An 18,375-nucleotide genomic window follows, 5' to 3' on the forward strand; every position below is an offset into this window, starting at 1 on the left:
TCAGAGCTGAGATAAAATCACCTCACGTATATTTTCAACGTTAATTCCGCATTTTTCTTGTAATATGTTTACCTTACCGTGCTCAATAAATTCATCCGGAACCCCTAAACACTTGATTTTTAAACTATAAGAGTTTTCAGAAGCAAATTCAAGAATGGCACTTCCAAAGCCCCCTTTGACAACTCCGTCCTCCACGGTAATAATATTGTCATAGTACCTAAAAACCCGATGCAGTAATTTCTTATCCAATGGTTTCACATACAGCATATCAAAATGCCCGATGGCATCTTTTTTTTCAGTTTCTATTCCCTCAATAGCCAACTTTACATTCTCTGTCATATTACCAATACTTAGCAGGGCCACTTTTTTTCCCTCTTTTAGGCACCTCCCTTTCCCAATTTCTAATTCTTCGAATGGCTGTCTCCAGTCCTTCAATTTCCCCCTTCCTCTTGGATATCGAATAACTAGAGGGGCATCAAGCGCCAGCTGAGCAGTATAAAGCAGGTTTCGAAAATCAATTTCATTGGATGGAGCTGCAATAATAAGGTTAGGAATACTCCGGAGATAGGCAATATCAAAAACTCCATGATGGGTTGCCCCATCCTCTCCTACCAGCCCTGCACGGTCAAGACAGAATATCACAGGAAGATTCTGTATGGCAACATCATGGATGACCTGATCATAAGCTCTTTGAAGGAAAGTGGAGTATATCGCACAATAAACCTTGAACCCTCTTGTAGACATTCCTGCAGCTAGAGTTACCGCATGTTGTTCTGCAATTCCTACATCAAAGGCACGATCGGGAAAGGCCTGCATCATATACTTAAGAGAACTACCGGTAGGCATAGCAGGAGTGATCCCTATTATTTTTTCATTTTTTTCAGCTAACTCTAAAAGACTTAACCCAAAAACATCCTGGTATTTTAAGGGCAGGTTTTCAGTGGCTTTAGGTAGAAGCTCCCCTGTTGCAGGTTCAAATTTTCCCGGGGCATGGTATCTAACCTGGTCTTCTTCAGCCATTTTCAACCCTTTTCCTTTGGTAGTGACTACGTGTAGAAACTTAGGACCTTTTATTTTACTAAGCTTTGTAAGAATCTTAATTAAACCGGAGATATCGTGCCCATCGACCGGACCAAAATACCGAAAATTAAGTGCCTCAATGATATTATCTTGTTTTGGTTTATATCCCACCCTGGCTTTTGTAAGATACTGTTTTAAAGCCCCAACACTTGGATCAATACCTATCGCATTGTCATTTAGGATTACCAATAGATTAGCATCGGTCACACCGGCGTGATTAAGACCTTCAAAAGCCATACCGCTAGCTATAGAAGCATCTCCAATAACTGCAATATGTTGTTTTTCTTTTTTGCCCTGAAGATTTGAAGCAATAGCCATTCCCAATGCCGCTGAAATCGATGTAGACGAATGCCCTGTGCCAAAAGTATCAAAAATACTTTCTGAGCGCTTGGGAAAACCACTTATACCTCCAAACTGACGATTGGTATGAAATTGCTCCCTGCGACCGGTGAGAATTTTGTGTCCATATGCCTGATGACCTACATCCCAAACAAGTAAGTCCTCAGGTGTTTTAAAAACGTAATGCAGCACAATGGTGAGCTCTACCACTCCCAGGCTTGCTCCTAGGTGACCTTCTTTAATAGCGATGATATCAATAATGAATTTACGAAGCTCCCCGGCCAAACGGTAAAGATCTTCCAAAGACAACTTCCGAAGGTCTTCTGGGTTGTTAATTGTATTTAATAAAGATGTAGGCATCCCCGCAAAGTTAAGTTATGAATTTGTAAATATCGTAAGCATTTTAAATACAACTACACGAATATCTTTATCTTTCGAAAAATCTAAAAAAATGCTCAGCCCTTTTAATGATGAATATTTTATGCGCAAAGCCATAGAAGAAGCTGAAGTGGCTTATTCAAAAGGTGAGATACCTGTGGGGGTTGTTGTGGTTATTAACGACAGAATAATAGCACGAGGACACAATCTTACCGAAACATTAAACGATGTGACAGCTCATGCTGAAATGCAGGCAATTACTGCTGCAGCTAACTCATTGGGTGGAAAATACCTGATCAATTGTACGATGTATGTCACTCTTGAACCCTGTCAGATGTGTGCCGGGGCTCTCTATTGGAGTCAACTATCAAAATTAGTTTTCGCAGCCGAGGACCACCAACGGGGTTACCGTAAAACCGGGGTGCAACTTCACCCAAAAACCAAGGTAAAATACGGTCTTCTTGAACAAGAAGCTTCAGCTTTATTAAGGCGATTCTTTATGGAAAAGAGGAACTTAAACTAAAAAGCACCATCAGAGAATTGGTGCTTTTTAGATAAATATTAGATTTTATGGCACTTTTTTCAATTCCTCTGGAATTTCCCACATATCTTCAAGTTCTTCCAGCGATTTCCCTTTTGTTTCAGGAATATATTTCATCGTAAATATTATAATTCCCAGAATAAAAATCGAAAAGATAAAATAAGGTAAAGAGCCACTCCAGAAATCATTATTGTTTACTTCACTTTCTGCAATAATTGGAAAGGATTGGGATACCACATAATTGGCAGCCCACTGTGCTGCCACAGCAATGGACATCGCTACAGATCTAATTTTATTGGGAAACATTTCCGAAAGCACTACCCAAACTACAGGACCCATAGACATAGCAAAGGCCGCAACAAACATCAACACCCCAATTAGGGATACAAGACCAACATTGCCGGTCATAAGAGACACTCCAAGTAAAAGGAAACCAACGATCATTCCGACGGAACCTATATAAATTAAAGGTTTTCTCCCAAATCTATCTACGGTAGCCATCGCTACAAAGGTAAAGACCAGATTTACCCCTGCCAGTAAAATTTGCTGGGCCAATACATCTTCTTTTCCAAAGCCTAGGGCTTTTTCAAATATATCAGCACCATAATAAAGCACGGCATTAATACCGGTAAATTGCTGCAAAACAGAAAGTACTGTTCCTATAACTATAATTGAAAATATACCTTTTGCAAAAATATTCACTTTCTTGCGGCCTTCTTCTTTCTTCAGGGATTTCTCGATTTCCTGAATTTCAATATTGGCAACTTCTTTTCCATGAATTTTTGTAAGTACTTCAAGAGCCTGGGATTTCAATCCCTTCAGGGCTAACCATCTCGGACTTTTTGGAACAAAGAATAATAGTATTAAAAATGACAGACTGGGTATAAGCTCAGACCATAGCATATAACGCCAACCATTTTCAATATTTTCAGCTTCGGTAGCAGTGCTTCCTATAAAATAAGTGGCTAGAAAGACTACAAAAAACCCAATTACTATAGCAAGTTGGTAATAGCTCACTAAAGTACCTCGAATTTTGGCTGGGGCGATTTCCGCAATATAAGTGGGTGCATTCATTGAAGCAAGCCCAATTCCGAGGCCCCCAATAAGTCTGAAGGCCACCAAAAGCGATACAGATTGAGGAAGGAAATCGGGTAGGCCTGATCCCCAGGCGGACAACGAAAAAAGAATACTGGAAAGGATTAAGGAATACTTCCTTCCCATAAAATTACTGATGGGTCCTGCGATAATAGCACCGACAAAACATCCTAACAGGGCACTGCCTACAACCCAGCCTTTCATCAGGGCATCAAGATCAAAATATTGACTAAAATAATATTGAGAGCCATTTATCACTCCGGTATCGTAACCAAATAACAATCCACCCAGGGCAGAAACGATAGTGGTTAAAATCAGGTAAGATTTACTATGCATGAGATTTTTTCTTTAGGGTGGGTGAAGATAAGAATTATCAATTAATTCCTGACTTTTTTCAGCAGCGTATCTACATGTTAAGGAATTGTGTATCACACGACTATTAGGCCATTGTGTTCAGAATTATTGAAAAATTTCCCTTTAATTCAAAATATTGAGATCAATATCCTAAAATGTTATAATCAGTTAAAATTTATGGATTGCAAGATTTTTTTTCTGAAACTTGGAATATGTTAAATTAATTTGAATTAATCCATGCTCCTAATATCTATGAAATACAGATGCTCTAAGCTAATCTCCACAACCAAAGCCCTCTTATTTTTATTGATGACATTTGTGGCTTCAGGCACTTATTCCCAGGAGAATCAGACGAATAACGAAATTTCACATTCGATTTATTTCACTGCAAATACAGGTCTGGAGGATTCCTCATCTACAGCATTAATCCTAAATCAAATAAACGAAGCTTCCCAAAGTGATCTGGAAGCATCAGTTGTAATTTTAGGAAATATCACACCCAAAGGTGGTTATCCTCCAAAAAAAAGCGAGCGAAAAAAAACAGAAGATTATCTAAAGAATAGACTTATGAAACCTCTAGAAGGTTTCAACGGAAATATAATTTATAACCCGGGCGTTAACGAATGGAACAAAGAGGGTCACCAAAATATAGACGATCTGGAATCTTTTCTTCAGGATAACAGCCAGGCGGAATTCTGGCCTAATGATGGGTGTCCAATTGAAGGGGAAGATCTTAATGACGATGTTCGTTTGACCATGGTGGATTCTCAGTGGTTCCTGGAAGAATGGGACAAACACCCATATATCAATGACAAATGTGAGATTAAAACCAGAAAGCAGTTTTTTATTGAATTTAAAGATGAGTTAAAAGATGAGCAAGGCAAAACTATCATAGTCAGTATTCATCACCCTGTGATGTCCAACACCCGACATGGATTTATCAATAAAATCGCTGGTTTTACTGAGCAATCCTACCAAAACCCACTACGAAAAGAACTTCGCAACAGGCTGCAGACGCTCTCAAGACAATTTGAAGATGTAATCTTTGTTTCAGGTAACGACAGGAATTTGCAATTTATAAAAGATGATAACACTCCACAGATCATAAGCGGGGCAATCGGGAAACTTCAGAAATCGAAACCTGAAGGAGAAACTGATTTTGCCTCAAACAGGCCAGGATTTGTTAAATTAAATGTATATAAAGATGGTAGCTCAGTAGCAAATTTTTTTGAATCTACCGCATCCGGACCACGCCTTATACATAGCCAGGCTATCAAACGTGAAAGAATTAGCAAAGACCAGGTTTCCTATCATACTAAAGAGGAATTTGAATCCACATATAAAGCTTCGGTATACTCCGAAGAAGAGGTAAATAAATCATTCCCTTATAAAAAAATGTGGGGGGAGCATTACCGCCAGGTTTACGGCAAACAAATCGAAGTTCCCGTATTATTTCTGGATACCCTACCCGGAAACCCCATTGCTATTAATGAAGGTGGTGGTAAACAATCTCGCTCCCTTCGATTGCGTGATGACAATGACAATGAATTCACCTTAAGAGAAATCCGAAAAAGTGCACTCCGGTTTATTCAGGGAAATATTCCTGGGCATTACATCTACGATTATATGCAAAATACAGTCGCAGAAAGGATCGTACAGGATTTTTACACCACGGCCCACCCTTTTGCTCCCTTTGCCGTTAATGATATCATGGAAAACCTTGATCTATATCATGCCAACCCAAAACTTTATTACGTTCCCAAACAAAAAAATCTAAATATCTATAACGAAGATTATGGGGATAAGCTCTATATGCTGGAAGAGCACGTGGGTGACCATAATAAAGAATTTGAAGATTTCGGAAATGCTGATGATATACTCAGTACTGCTGATCTTTTGCTTGAATTGAGGAAAACAAAAAACATTTATGTCCACGAGCCCACTTACATAAGAGCCCGACTTACCGACATGTTAATAGGAGATTGGGATAGGCACGAAGACCAGTGGCGCTGGGCAGAATTTAAAGAAAATGATTCGGTTAAGATGTATAAGCCAATTCCACGGGATCGCGATCAGGCATTCTCAAAATATGATGGTTTTATGGTGAGGTTATTGAAATTTGGTTTCCCTGAGATGAGAGCTTTTCAAAGTTTTAAACCCGATCTTACAGACATCAAATGGTTTAACAAAGCAGCCTATCCCTTGGACAAAGCTTTTATAAGAGAGGCTAAATGGGAGGAATGGGAAGATCAGGTTAGTTATATCCAACAAAATTTAACCGATGAAAAAATTGAAGAAGCTTTTGCTGCACTTCCTGAAGATACCCGGGATGAAAGCATAGACCATATTAAAAAAACCCTTAAAGCCCGGCGTGACAACCTCGAAGATATCGCTAAACGCTATAGTGAATTCCTTAACTTATATGATATTGTTACCGGAACAAAGGAGGATGATTCCATCCTTATTACACGAAGGTCGAATGGTGTAACTGATATTCAGGTAAAGGGCGGAGATGGTTCAGAATTTCAAAGGTCTTATTCTTCACAAGACACTAAAGAAATTTGGGTGTATGGCCTGGAAGGTAAAGATGATTTCCAGGTTAAGGGAGAGGGAAATGACCTTATTAAATTTAAAATTATCGGAGGCAAAAACCACGATACTTATAATCTTGACAATTCACATAAAACTAAAATATACGATTATAAAAGTAAGCAGAACAGTTTTGAGAAGACCGGTTCAAAAATGTTGACGAACAACTATGATATAAATAATTATGACCCGGAAAAACATAAACATTCAACCAATGTATTCTTTCCCAGTATTGGTTTTGATCCCGATGCAGGATTTAAGATAGGAGTAAAGAACACTTACACTACTTATGGTCTGGCCAGAAATCCATTTACCGCACAACATGGCCTTGCCCTCAATTACTTTTTTGCAACTGATGGGTTTTCCGCTGAATATTTCGGGGAATTTGCACATTTTTTCCCCAATTGGAATCTGGGACTTGAAGCAAAATACACCAGTCCTAATTACACACTCAATTACTTCGGGACTGGGAATGATAGTTTTTATGATGAAAACCTGGTAGATATGGATTTTAACAGGGTTAGAATCCAGCAAATAAGCTTTACTCCCTTATTAAAAAGGGAGAATAATCGAGGAAGTAGTTTTTACCTAAAAGGAATCCTTGAATCCATGGAAGTTGCTTATGATGAAAATGAATTTGTAGGACAGGTCTTCGATAAAAATAGTACTCTTTTCGAACAACAATTTTACGGTGGAGCCGAATTGTATTACCGATATTTTAATCAGGACAACCCCTCTTTCCCTAGCCGAGGTTTGGATTTTAGCCTCACCACGGGCTATATGAAAAATATTGATCAGCATAATAATGAATTCGGATATCTTAAACCCACTTTAGGCATTAATTACCCTCTACATTCCAGTGGAATAGCTACCATAGCGACAAAAGTTGGAGGGGAATTAATCTTTGGTGATAATTATGAATTCTATCACGGGGCTACCCTGGGAGGAAACAATAGTCTGAGAGCTTATCGCAACGAGCGTTTTAATGGAAATACTGCTTTTTTTCATAGTACTGATATAAGAGTCGGTCTTTCCAAATTACGAACTAATTTTATCCCACTTAGATTTGGGATAACTGGAGGATACGATTATGGCAGGGTTTGGAGTGATAAGGCGGAATCTAATGACTGGCACGACAATTATGGAGGTTCAGTCTTTATTAATGGTTTTAACGCCTTAACTGCAAATATTGGTTATTATCTGGGAGATGATGGAAACAGGATAATGTTTAGCCTAGGATTTAACTTTTAAACCTTTATAGTAAAAAAAACCGGAATGTAAATCACTCCGGTTTTTATTGTTAATTAATTTCCTTAATCGAGATCTTTATAATCAAATTTCTGTCCACCGACAGAAACTTCTATCATAGCCCCCGCTTTTGGCATGGTTACAATAGCTCTTCCGTTTTCAAATTCTACACTTTTAGCTTTCCCTTCTTCGAGTATAACCGCCGATGCATTTCCGGATAATTTATAATTCCCTTCTTTGAAATTATCCAGTTCCGATTGAGTTTGAAAAAGGATAGCCTGCCTGAAGGCCTGGCCTCCCAGTTGAAATCCAATATCCAACTGTCTTAACTCAGCAAAACCGATTAGCTCTCCCTTTTGATAAACCACACCATTTCCGGCTGCTCCCCCTAAAATATAGGCACCCTTTCCAACATTGGGAAAAATCACATACCCAGCCGAAATAGAGAATAATTCTTCCAATTCCGGATTATCGGTTATAAAAGCTGTTTTAGCTCTATCAGCGTCATCTATCAATCGCTTCTGATCTTCTGTTTGTGCAAATATGGTACTCACAAACAACAAAGTAAACAAGAAACTGTAAACGAAATTTAATTGAAATTTTTCCATCATTAAACATTTTTAATTATAATCATTTGAATTTAAGTATTTAACGACACAACTACTGTTAAGCATCTGTTATATTCAAACGGTAAGAAGGAGTCCACAAAAACTGTAGAATTCTACACCAGTTTTCGGAAACTAAATAAAGGATGCTATCCAACCACAAGTTAAAATTATTTAATAAATACCATTTAAAACACTGAAAACAAATTAATTATGCAATTAAAAGATAAAGGAGATCGAGATTGGTAAGATAGTTGGTTTTAAGGCCTGAACCCAAATCGAAATGATGTTGACAGATATAAATTTGCTTTTAAATATTACCCAAGTTATTTTCCTGATCCCATTTATATATCTGATAAACCAAAGGATATTTAAGCGCCTTAAAAGAACACATAGCTTTTTCTCTTTTAGGTTAATGAACAGCCTATTCTTTTATCACCTTCTCTTTGGGGCAATTTACTATACTTATGCCTCCTTTAACCCGTCAGACTCCCACAGATATTTCCGAGTTCCACAAGGAGAAGGCAAAGAATGGTTAGATTTTGTCACAACCGGGACCGGTTTCATAGATCTTATATCCTATCCATTTGTCAACTACTTTGATTTCAGTTATGAAATGATGATGTTGCTTTTCACCTGGATTGGATACCTGGGCTTCGTATACGCATACCTAATTTTTAGAGAGAATATTCCACATACCATCAAAGTATTTAAAAAGGTCAATCTATTACCTCTGCTACTTTTTCTTCCCAATATGCACTTTTGGACTGCCTCATTGGGGAAAGGTGCACCAATTTTTTTAGGCCTTATGATGTTCGCATATGCTGTTAAAAAGCCAGAATACCGCTGGCAACAGCTCCTTTTTGGCTCTCTTTTGGTTTTTTGTATAAGGCCACATATATTTCTGCTTATATCGGTTGTTGCCATACTTGGAATATTACTCAGTAATAAACAAATTGCCTGGAAGAAGAAATTGGTCTATTCAGGTTTTATTGCAGGCTTACTCCTGATTTTCAGAGATCAGATTCTCGGAGTAGTTAACCTAGGGAATTCCGAGGATCTTATCAGTGATTTTATTGCTTTTACTAGTAAAAGGGCAGATAGTCTTGGAAGGGCTTCCTCAGGCATAGCTATGAGCGATTACTCCCTATTAGAAAAGTTTTTTACTTTCTGGTTCAGGCCCTTGTTCTTTGATGCTCCAGGATTCTTTGGTATAATCGTATCTGCTGAAAATCTAATCTATCTTTTACTGGTAGTAAAACTATTCAAAAGAAATTTTTTTAAGTTTATCACGAGGGCACCTATTAAGGTCAAAATGAGCCTGGTATTGTTTTTACTGAGTTCTTTTGCAATGACTTTTGTTATGTCTAATCTGGGAATAATCATCAGGCAAAAAACAATGGTAATGTATTTTCTCTTCTTTGTGATTTATTATTTTCTTGCCCATGAACAAATGCTAAAGTCCAAGCCGAAACTCAGATCTTTACAAGCTTTTAGTCAAAAGGCTGCATAATAAAACCAAGTCTGCCCGCAAGGACTACACTAAAATTGTTGCCCAAGCTTATTAAATTCAAATGTAAAACATACATTTAATATAAATTTAATTATCTTTGAAACAATCTTATATCATATTTAGTTTATTATACTAAATGCATATTTCCGCCCCTTATTTGGTTTCATTACGGATATTTAATATTTCCCTAATCTTAGTCATGCTCCCTTTTTTTTCAGGGTGCAATCAAAACGAAAAGGAAGTCTACCTTCCAATTGAAAATTCAGGAGAAATTTCGTCTCAATCAGGAACCTTTATAGGCTCAAAAGCCTGTGCCGCATGTCACCAAGAAGAATATACTGAATGGCAGGAGTCACACCATTATCAGGCAATGCAGATAGCCGATTCGAGTACCGTCTTAGGAAATTTCGAAGATCAACAATTTAAACATCAGGATAAGCTTACTCGGTTCTTTAAGAGAGATGACAAGTTTTTTGTAAATACGGAAGGTTCTGAAGGTGAGAATAAGAATTTTGAGATCTTATATACCTTCGGGGTTTATCCATTACAACAATATATTGTGAAATTCCCTGACGGAGCATACCAATGTCTACCGGTTGCCTGGGATTCTGAAAAATCGAAATGGTTCCATCTTCAGCCAGACCTGGATATAAAACATGATGAATGGATGCATTGGACTGGGGGAGCAATGAACTGGAATACCATGTGTGCGGATTGTCACTCGACCGATTTAGAAAAGAATTATAATCCAGACAAAAAGGTTTACAAGACCCAATACAGTGAAATAAACGTAAGCTGTGAAGCTTGTCACGGTCCAGCAAGTCAACATGTGAGCTTTTACAAGAAAGGAGCTGAACAAGGCGAACCTAATGCGCTTTATATGGGCAAGGACCTTCCCTCTACTGAATTAGTAGATAAATGCGCCAGATGTCATTCCAGAAGAACCCAAATAACAGAGAAATTTAATTATAAAGGAAATTTTTTTGATCATTATGAACCTCATCTCTTGACAGATCCTGAATATGAAATTGATGGTCAAATTGATGATGAAGATTATGTGTATGGTTCTTTTGTTCAGAGTAAGATGTACCAACATGGGGTTTCCTGCGCAGATTGTCATAATGTGCATACTACTAAATTAAAGAAAACAGGAAATAAACTTTGTTTGAGTTGTCATAGTGCAGACTATAATACCCCATCTCATCATATGCATAAGGAAAACAGTATCGGTTCATCTTGTATCGAATGCCATATGACAGGTAAGACATATATGGGAAATGATTTTAGAAGAGATCATAGTTTTAGGATACCACGCCCAGATCAAAGCATGATTTATGGAACTCCAAATGCATGTAACCAGTGTCACGACGATAAAACTCCCCAATGGGCAAGTGATGTAATAGTAAAGAATTTTGGTAAAGAAAGAGCAGACCACTTTTCCGATCATTTACTGCCAGGAAGTTTGGGAGATATAAAACCCTTATATCTTTTATTGGAAAATACTAATTATCCCGAGATTGTCAGAGCCACGGCTGTAAGAAGATTATCAGATCACATTCTTGATAAAAAGGGACGAGACCTGATTTTTGATTTACTACAGGACTCATCAGCCTTAGTAAGAAATGAAGCCATTAAACTATCTACACTACAAGGTGATATTGGGATCTCAGGATATATTCAATCTCTGCTGAATGACCCCTCGAGGATGGTACGGATATCTGCAGCAAATTATTTCATTAGAAATCAAAAAGAACCTTCGTCTCAATCTTTTGAAAAGGCAGAAGAAGAGTTTCTTAAAAGCTTGAAAATGAATTCCGATTTTGCATCTGGACAAGTTCAACAGGCATTATATTATGAGGCCAAAGGTGAAATTAATCTAGCTAAAAAAGCCTATGAGAGAGCACTTCAAATTGACCGACATTACAATGTTGCCAGGATGAATTTAGCATTATTATCATTTAACCAAGGTGATATTAGAACCGCTGAATCACTTTACCTCAAGGTTGCCGAATTAGAACCGGATTATGCTGACTCTTATTTTATGCTTGGTTTGCTCTACAATGAAACGGGGGAAGAAAAAAAATCTTTATTTTACTTATCTGAGGCTTGCCAACGAAACAATCCAAGAGCTTGTTACAATTACGCGTTAAAATTACAGGAAAATAAGGAATTTAATAAATCATTGGATGTTTTAAATAAGAGCCTAAAATCAAACCCTCACAATGAAAATCTTCATTATGTAAAATTGATCGGAGAGTTAAAAACCGGTAAAAAAGACAGTGCATTAAATACTATCAACAAATTATTGGAAATTTCACCTAATAATCCAACTTATCGGGATATATTAAAAAGTCTCAAAAAATAAATTTTTAATCAGGTCCTAAGGAGTTATTCCAGTAATAACCTCATTCAACTTCTTCCATTGTAGGATTGCTCCCTAATAGAGAACAGATTCAAATCTATTTCTATATGGGTCTACAAAAAGGTCTTCCAGATTAATACTAATCAATTTATTCAACACAAAAAAACCTTGATATCGTTAATCCACCAGGAATTTTCAAATTTGATTCGATCAAGCACCCGAGATATAGAAATTTTTTCGATCATATTTTTCTTATTAATACAACAAAAGCACAAATAAGAAATATTTATATGCTTATTGGTGTCTTTTTAGTCAAAATAGAGAAAAGTAAATGCCTTTTGGCTATTTCGGAGTGATGGTGCCACCTGTTTCGGTCAAACAGTGCCACTTTGAAAGATACTGCAATTATATAAAAAATTAATGTTACTCGTTCTTTAAAGCTCCTTTTCTTAGAGACTCTCCTTTGAGGTCAATCCGATGTGAGGAGTTCACGATCCTGTCTAAAATAGCGTCTGCTATAGTTCCTTCCCCAATAATATCATACCAGGCTGATACAGGTATTTGTGAAGCTATAATTGTGGAGGCTTTATTGTACCGGTCATCGATGATATCCATAAGAGTCTCCCTGGCGTGGTTATCAAAACTCTGCAGGCCAAAGTCATCCAGGATCAGTACATCTGCTTTGATGAGTTTTCCAAGTTCCTTAAGATAAGTACCATCCACTTTACTAAGTTTTAATTTCTTAAAAAGGCGGGCAGTATTGGTGTAAATGGTTTTGTATTCCATCATACATCCCTGATGCCCTAAAGCCTGGGCTAAGTAACTTTTGCCAACCCCGGATGCCCCGGTAATGATAATATTTTCCTTTCTGGTGATAAAATCCAGTGTCCCCAGGCGGGTAAACATGTTCTTATCCAGGTTGCGTTGCTGGGTATAATTCACATCGGCCAGGTTTGCTTCTTGTTTAAAGCCAGCCTGTTTTAAGAGCCGCTCTATCTTCCGGTTCTGCCGGTCTTCCCATTGGTGATCGATCAGCAGAGCCAGGTATTCATCAGCAGTGATGTTCTCTATACGATTGTCCTTAATATGCTGCAGGTGCAACTGGGCCATAGCCCCCAGGCGCATTTGTTTTAGTTTTTCAATAGTCTGATTGTTGTTCATATTCATTGGATTTAAAGGATTTATTATTGATATGCAGAAGCACCCCGCAAGTTATCGTGTTCCGGGATGTGTGGTTTATCTTCTTCGAGGTCTTGGTAAAACAGGGAGCTTTTGTCCAGGTTGTTTTTCAGGATATTTTTAATGCGCAGGTAAGTAACCGCATCTGCTTGCAAAGCTCTTTTACAGGCATCATCCAATCGCTGGGAGCCATAGGATTTATGGAGCTGGATGACCCCCATAGCTCGTTTGTATCCTATTTCAGGATAGTCCACTGCGGTGATTATTTTCTCGATACACCCCAGCACGTGCTCCCCGTGCAGGGCCGCTTTCTTTTTAAAAAATTCAGGGCTCCAATCGCTATAGTATTTATGAGTACTGCTAAGATGCTCTTTGTTGGTATTATAACTACCTTTTGATGGGTTGCGCTGGTGCAGGGCGATCCGCTGATGATAATAATATACTTCTACCACGGAACTGGTATAATGGATGGTGGTTTCTTTTCCTATGTAACGATAGGGTGCGCTGTAATAGCTTTTATCCGGGGAGAAGTATACATAGCCTATTTTCTGAACCTTTGCCCTTCGGTACCCTTTCAGTTCATAGACTGTCTCTGGCAAGGGCTTTAGGTATTCCCGTTCCACGGATTGGAAGAGTTCCCTGCGACTGGCTTCTTTGCGGGAGAACAACAGGTCATTGTACCGCTCCAACAAGCGTTTTATCTCCCGGTTAAGATCTTCCAAAGAGAAGAAGCTCATCTCCCGAAGGGGGTAATAGATCCGCTGGTAGGCAAGGTTTACGGCATTCTCCACCAAAGCTTTATCCTGTGGGGCATAGCCCCGGGCAGGATTAATCACACAGTCGTAATGCCGTGCGAAGTCTTTAAAACTCCTGTTGATATCAGCCTCATACCTGCTGGCACGGGTAACCGCTGATTTTAGGTTGTCGGAGACAATGGCTTTGGGAACGCCTCCATAAAAGTGCAGGGCATTACAGCAACAGGTAATCAGGTCCTCACGTTTCTGGCTCCTGCAGGCTTCCACGTAAGTGTACTGGCTGTTGGGAAGGATGGCCACAAATACTTCTACCGGGATCAATTCACCGGTTTCCTTATCAATAATTTGGAGCTTTTTGCCGGCATAATCAATAAAGACTTCATTCCCAGGATCGTGTTCAAGTTTCATCGAACCTTTAACCTTGGCATATTTGCGCCGGTAGTGTTCCATAAACTGGGTATAACCATAAGGATCTTTAGCCTGCGCTACATATTCCTGATAATGGTATAAAAAAGTAAACCCTGGATGATTCCGGGCTTTGTTGACCCCCTCAAAATATAACATCAGTTCCTCATAGCGAGGGTTGTCAATAGTAGTGTGCGAAGGAAAAAGCTTTTCTAAGCCAGCATTATCAAGGGCCAATAATTCTTTAAGGGAAGAACCGCTGGCCTTGAACAGCCGCATATAAGTGTTTACCGTATTGCGGGAGATCCCAAGGGTGGCACCTATTTTACGGTTGCTAAATCCATCGAGATGTAAGGAAATAATTTGTTTTAAGTCCATTGGATCAAGTGTATTGGCCATATCGCTTGTTTTTAAGCGACAAGGTATTATTTACTTGATCTTTCAAAGTGGCACAAAACGAACCGATATGGGTTCAACTAACAGCCAAAAGTGGCACAATTTGAACCGAAATGCCTGGCACTAACCGACCGAAATCACTGGCACAAATCGATCCGAGATATCCACCTTTTATTTCTTATTTATTCATTTAGAAACTATCATAGGACCAAAACGGGCGTGGGTCGGAATATTCAGAAAACGGGTTTTTGGGGTTTGCTTGTTTTTGTGATGATCCCATTACCGAGGCGGGAGTGTTTAGAATCTCTGTTATCCCGTATTTACAAAGCTTTTCAAACACCCCATTTTAGAATGCCCCCGAATTAGTCACCTTTAACTTTAAGTTAACTATTAAAGAGTGTTCTGGTTATGATGAAATATACTGAATGTTCATATAAAAAGGAAGGAGATGGAAAATCGAACAACATTGAAAATAGTCTTTCGGCTTTCATTTAATGTCATTAAAAATCATCACCTTACTTCGACATTCCATTCAATAGTAAGCAATCTATACCTTATATTATTTAAAGTCAAAAACAGTTCTTTTTCAATAAGAGATTATACAAATCATATAGATGCCTTATTTTTTATATAATAAACTGGACATTTTCCAAATAAATTTTGGTGATAACTGCAGATGGCGCTAATCTCTTTTAAATATTTATTCATTTTTTGATTTGATATAGTAGGAAGAAGACTTCCATTTTTGGTCCGAAAAGGATCGTTCTTAAATTTTTCCATGATATCAATTGCTTTTCTTTATAAAGGCACCTTAACTGAGCTTCCATTTTTCATTCTCTTTGTAACAATCCAAAGTTTTCCATCAATACCAAAAGTTAGATTTTCAGGTTTCAATAGTATCAGATCCCCATAGCTTATTCCGGTGTAACAACTAAAAACGAATAAATCCCTTACCCTTATTAATCTTTCTAAGTCCAAATCAATATTTTCAAAGGTTTCTAATTCCGTGGCCGATAGATACTCTCTTTCCCGGGACACTAAAGTAGATTTGTAATTTAAAAATGGATTCTTTTCAATCCAGTCCATACGGTGTGCCAGGGATATCATTTTTTTCAACCTTTGAATATGTTTCATTACCGCATTATGCTGTAAATTCTTTCTATAATGTTTAGGCTTAACCGATCTCAGATAATGTTCAAACTTTAATGCAAAGTTGTATTCAATCTCATGTAAGAAAAAATCTTTCCTTCCGAATTCTTTCTGAACAAATTTTCGAAGATAATTCTGGCAGGTATGGTACAGTCTTGTAGTATGTGGTCTCAGCTGGGAAAAACAAGTGGTATTATGATACTCGAAAATTTCTTCTAATGAGTAGATTTTGGTATCCTCCCCCAGGTATTTCTTCTTAATATTTTCCAGGGATAGAACCCTACCCTCAAATTTTAATTCCTGATAACATTGAAAAAACCTAGAGTATTCCTGGTCTAAGAACTCATTTAGTTCCTGGGAGAATGGGTCTAAACTATTTAGACGTTGCTTATTTGGGTCCCACAGGTCTGTATCAGCCTTTCGCTTGAGACTAATATTTAAATTTTTGTTATTCAGCGTAATACGGGCATAAAAAGTGCTTGCCCATGCTTAGCCCTTTGAGTATATACCCAAAAAAGCACCGAAAATGTTGACGTACTTCTCATGATTTGACAGTTTAAATTAAACAAGGTCGAAAGTCAAATCAGTGATAATCAGAAAATTGAATGTATAAAGATAAAAATTGGTCAAAAAATGTTAACGATCTGTGAACCAAAGTAGATGATATCAATCAATATCACATGATATCAAAAAAAATAAAACCTTGAAAACCATACGATTAACAAGGTTTGGGTTTTGGTTAAAACACTCCCAGTAGCCTCGCCAGGAATCGAACCTGGATCTAAAGTTTAGGAAACTTCTATTCTATCCATTGAACTACGAGGCCGTATAAAGGCCACAAAAATAATAATGTTTTGAGAAAAAATTCAAATTCCCTCTTAAAACTTGGTAAAGCATCTGGAAACTTTGTAATTTCAGTTAGAACCTAATTTTTCCATTATGAAATTACTCGTAACATTAAGCAGTTTAATATTTTTATTTGCCAACACCTGTAATTCTCCCGAAGGTAATGGCAATCAACTTCAGATTAGCGGAACCCTTGAAGCAACAGGTATCACCTCTTACCAATATGGCAGTCACATCCTTACCACCGAAGATACTTTTTATGCCCTTCGGAGTGAGAAGGTAGACCTTAGTCAGTTTGAGGGAAAAACCGTAAGCATTGAAGGCGAAAAAGTAGAAGGTTACCCAGTGGATGGGGGGCCGGATTATATTGAAGTAATTACCATTAATGTGAAGAAATAACAATTTTCCATTATTCTTTTCTCATCATCCTTTCAGGATAGCATTTTTTATATTCCGGTTAGGTATCTAATAAGATTGCATATCTTTAATATCTAAATACTTAAAAAATGAAAACAATTTTACTTTCGATCCTGGTTATGTTTTTAAGCCTGCCGATTTTTTCTCAAAATCCCGGAATTGAAAAAGATGCATTTGCCCATACGTATTCTATCGTAGCCAGAGATACTGCTACCGGAGAAATGGCAGTTGGAGTGCAGAGTCATTGGTTTTCTGTTGGACCATTAGTCGCTTGGGGAAAAAGTGGGGTTGGGGTTGTTGCCACTCAATCTTTTGTGAACCCCGAATATGGACCAAAAGGTCTTGAATTGATGGAAAAAGGGCATACGGCAGAAGAGGCTTTGGAAGAAATTGCGAATTCAGATAATGGACGCGAATTTAGGCAGGTGGCTTTTTTAGATAGTCAAGGTAATACTGCTGCTTTCACCGGGGAAAATTGTGTAGAAGCCGCTAGTCATATTACAGATAAAAACTTTTCAGTGCAAGCAAATATGATGCTTAACCAAGAAACTGTGCCTGCAATGGCAGAAAATTTCAGTCGCAATTCTCACCTCCCATTAGCCGAAAGGGTACTTGAAGCTTTAAAAGCAGCCCAGGAAACAGGAGGTGACATCCGGGGTAAACAATCGGCAGCCCTAATTGTTGTAGGGGCTGAAAAGGTTGAACAAAGCTGGAAAGATAAAAAAATAGATCTTAGGGTTGATGATCATGCAGAACCCATCAAAGAGCTGGAAAGACTGCTAAAAACTGCACGCGCCTACGAATTTATGAATCGTGGCGACCTCGCAATGGAAGATGGCAATATAGAGAAGGCCTTACAGGAATATGGCGCCGCAGAAGAAATGTTTCCCCATAACTTGGAAATGCAATTCTGGAAAGCAGTAGCTTTGGTCAATGCTGGGAAAATGAGCGAGGCCAAACCTGTTTTCGATAAGATTTTCAAAAAAGATGGAAATTGGCGAAAAATGCTAAAAAGATTACCACAAGCTGGACTTTTAGAGGTCAGCGACGAAGAATTGCAGCAACTTATTGATTAGATTATTAATTCAAAGTCTTTCTTCTTAACTTGCATTACAGGAAAATTA

General features: G+C 38.0%; 12 protein-coding genes, 1 tRNA gene and 1 pseudogene. 6 read left to right on the forward strand and 8 right to left on the reverse strand.

All coding sequences use genetic code 11. The features are described from left to right. On the reverse strand, positions 1–1,779 hold the full coding sequence (locus tag ACW6NC_RS02200; protein WP_457863546.1) for a 1-deoxy-D-xylulose-5-phosphate synthase: 1,779 nt from the start codon (positions 1,777–1,779) through the stop codon (positions 1–3). Positions 1,780–1,870: 91 nt separating this feature from the next. Between ACW6NC_RS02200 and ACW6NC_RS02205 the strand changes: the two genes are divergently transcribed. Then, positions 1,871–2,320 carry a nucleoside deaminase gene (locus ACW6NC_RS02205; protein ID WP_457863547.1) on the forward strand — a complete coding sequence of 150 codons (450 nt, stop codon included), beginning with the start codon at positions 1,871–1,873 and terminating at the stop codon, positions 2,318–2,320. A gap of 45 nt (positions 2,321–2,365) precedes the next feature. On the opposite strand, the gene ACW6NC_RS02210 is transcribed toward ACW6NC_RS02205, so the two are convergent. Then, complete coding sequence (locus ACW6NC_RS02210; protein WP_457863548.1) at positions 2,366–3,769, reverse strand: sugar porter family MFS transporter; 1,404 nt, start codon at positions 3,767–3,769, stop codon at positions 2,366–2,368. Between the two features lie 327 nt (positions 3,770–4,096). Between ACW6NC_RS02210 and ACW6NC_RS02215 the strand changes: the two genes are divergently transcribed. After that, on the forward strand, positions 4,097–7,627 hold the full coding sequence (locus tag ACW6NC_RS02215) for a metallophosphatase (protein ID WP_457863669.1): 3,531 nt from the start codon (positions 4,097–4,099) through the stop codon (positions 7,625–7,627). A 62-nt stretch (positions 7,628–7,689) separates the two neighbouring features. Here ACW6NC_RS02215 and ACW6NC_RS02220 read toward each other — a convergent pair whose 3' ends face one another. Next, positions 7,690–8,235 (reverse strand): lipid-binding SYLF domain-containing protein, encoded by a 546-nt coding sequence (locus ACW6NC_RS02220; protein ID WP_457863549.1) that lies wholly within the window; start codon positions 8,233–8,235, stop codon positions 7,690–7,692. 409 nt (positions 8,236–8,644) lie between these two features. Between ACW6NC_RS02220 and ACW6NC_RS02225 the strand changes: the two genes are divergently transcribed. Beyond that, entirely contained in the window at positions 8,645–9,742 is a 1,098-nt protein-coding gene (locus tag ACW6NC_RS02225; protein WP_457863550.1) for a hypothetical protein, read from the forward strand. A 199-nt stretch (positions 9,743–9,941) separates the two neighbouring features. Beyond that, the gene (locus ACW6NC_RS02230; protein ID WP_457863551.1) at positions 9,942–12,107 is read left to right on the forward strand and encodes a cytochrome c3 family protein; all 2,166 of its coding nucleotides are present in this window, start codon (positions 9,942–9,944) and stop codon (positions 12,105–12,107) included. A gap of 420 nt (positions 12,108–12,527) precedes the next feature. Here ACW6NC_RS02230 and istB read toward each other — a convergent pair whose 3' ends face one another. The 5 genes and pseudogenes from istB to ACW6NC_RS02255 form a co-directional block, all read right to left on the reverse strand. Beyond that, the gene (istB, locus tag ACW6NC_RS02235) at positions 12,528–13,265 is read right to left on the reverse strand and encodes an IS21-like element helper ATPase IstB (RefSeq protein ID WP_457863552.1); all 738 of its coding nucleotides are present in this window, start codon (positions 13,263–13,265) and stop codon (positions 12,528–12,530) included. 23 nt (positions 13,266–13,288) lie between these two features. Beyond that, positions 13,289–14,842, reverse strand: coding sequence for an IS21 family transposase (istA, locus tag ACW6NC_RS02240; RefSeq protein WP_457863553.1), 1,554 nt, complete (start codon positions 14,840–14,842; stop codon positions 13,289–13,291). Positions 14,843–15,637: 795 nt separating this feature from the next. Further along, positions 15,638–16,258, reverse strand: a complete 621-nt coding sequence (locus ACW6NC_RS02245) for a phage integrase SAM-like domain-containing protein (RefSeq protein ID WP_457863670.1) — start codon at positions 16,256–16,258, stop codon at positions 15,638–15,640. Further along, positions 16,256–16,453: pseudogene (locus tag ACW6NC_RS02250) on the reverse strand (Arm DNA-binding domain-containing protein); the annotation flags it as partial. The pseudogene ACW6NC_RS02250 and the gene ACW6NC_RS02245, both read right to left, overlap by 3 nt. A gap of 289 nt (positions 16,454–16,742) precedes the next feature. Further along, a tRNA-Arg gene (locus ACW6NC_RS02255) sits at positions 16,743–16,814 on the reverse strand. A 113-nt stretch (positions 16,815–16,927) separates the two neighbouring features. Here ACW6NC_RS02255 and ACW6NC_RS02260 point away from each other — a divergent pair. Both ACW6NC_RS02260 and ACW6NC_RS02265 read left to right on the forward strand, forming a co-directional pair. Beyond that, positions 16,928–17,233: a hypothetical protein gene (locus tag ACW6NC_RS02260; protein ID WP_457863554.1), complete on the forward strand. Its 306-nt coding sequence runs from the start codon at positions 16,928–16,930 to the stop codon at positions 17,231–17,233. Between the two features lie 107 nt (positions 17,234–17,340). Continuing rightward, the gene (locus ACW6NC_RS02265) at positions 17,341–18,327 is read left to right on the forward strand and encodes a DUF1028 domain-containing protein (RefSeq protein ID WP_457863555.1); all 987 of its coding nucleotides are present in this window, start codon (positions 17,341–17,343) and stop codon (positions 18,325–18,327) included. Positions 18,328–18,375: the final 48 nt, after the last annotated feature.

The sequence above is a fragment of the Salegentibacter profundi genome (assembly GCF_054121475.1).

Coding starts and splice junctions, on each gene's coding strand:
- ACW6NC_RS02200 (WP_457863546.1), bottom strand. CDS start 1,779: ATGCCTACATCTTTATTAAATACAATTAACAACCCAGAAGACCTTCGG.
- ACW6NC_RS02205 (WP_457863547.1), top strand. CDS start 1,871: ATGCTCAGCCCTTTTAATGATGAATATTTTATGCGCAAAGCCATAGAA.
- ACW6NC_RS02210 (WP_457863548.1), bottom strand. CDS start 3,769: ATGCATAGTAAATCTTACCTGATTTTAACCACTATCGTTTCTGCCCTG.
- ACW6NC_RS02215 (WP_457863669.1), top strand. CDS start 4,097: ATGACATTTGTGGCTTCAGGCACTTATTCCCAGGAGAATCAGACGAAT.
- ACW6NC_RS02220 (WP_457863549.1), bottom strand. CDS start 8,235: ATGATGGAAAAATTTCAATTAAATTTCGTTTACAGTTTCTTGTTTACT.
- ACW6NC_RS02225 (WP_457863550.1), top strand. CDS start 8,645: ATGAACAGCCTATTCTTTTATCACCTTCTCTTTGGGGCAATTTACTAT.
- ACW6NC_RS02230 (WP_457863551.1), top strand. CDS start 9,942: ATGCTCCCTTTTTTTTCAGGGTGCAATCAAAACGAAAAGGAAGTCTAC.
- istB (WP_457863552.1), bottom strand. CDS start 13,265: ATGAACAACAATCAGACTATTGAAAAACTAAAACAAATGCGCCTGGGG.
- istA (WP_457863553.1), bottom strand. CDS start 14,842: ATGGCCAATACACTTGATCCAATGGACTTAAAACAAATTATTTCCTTA.
- ACW6NC_RS02260 (WP_457863554.1), top strand. CDS start 16,928: ATGAAATTACTCGTAACATTAAGCAGTTTAATATTTTTATTTGCCAAC.
- ACW6NC_RS02265 (WP_457863555.1), top strand. CDS start 17,341: ATGAAAACAATTTTACTTTCGATCCTGGTTATGTTTTTAAGCCTGCCG.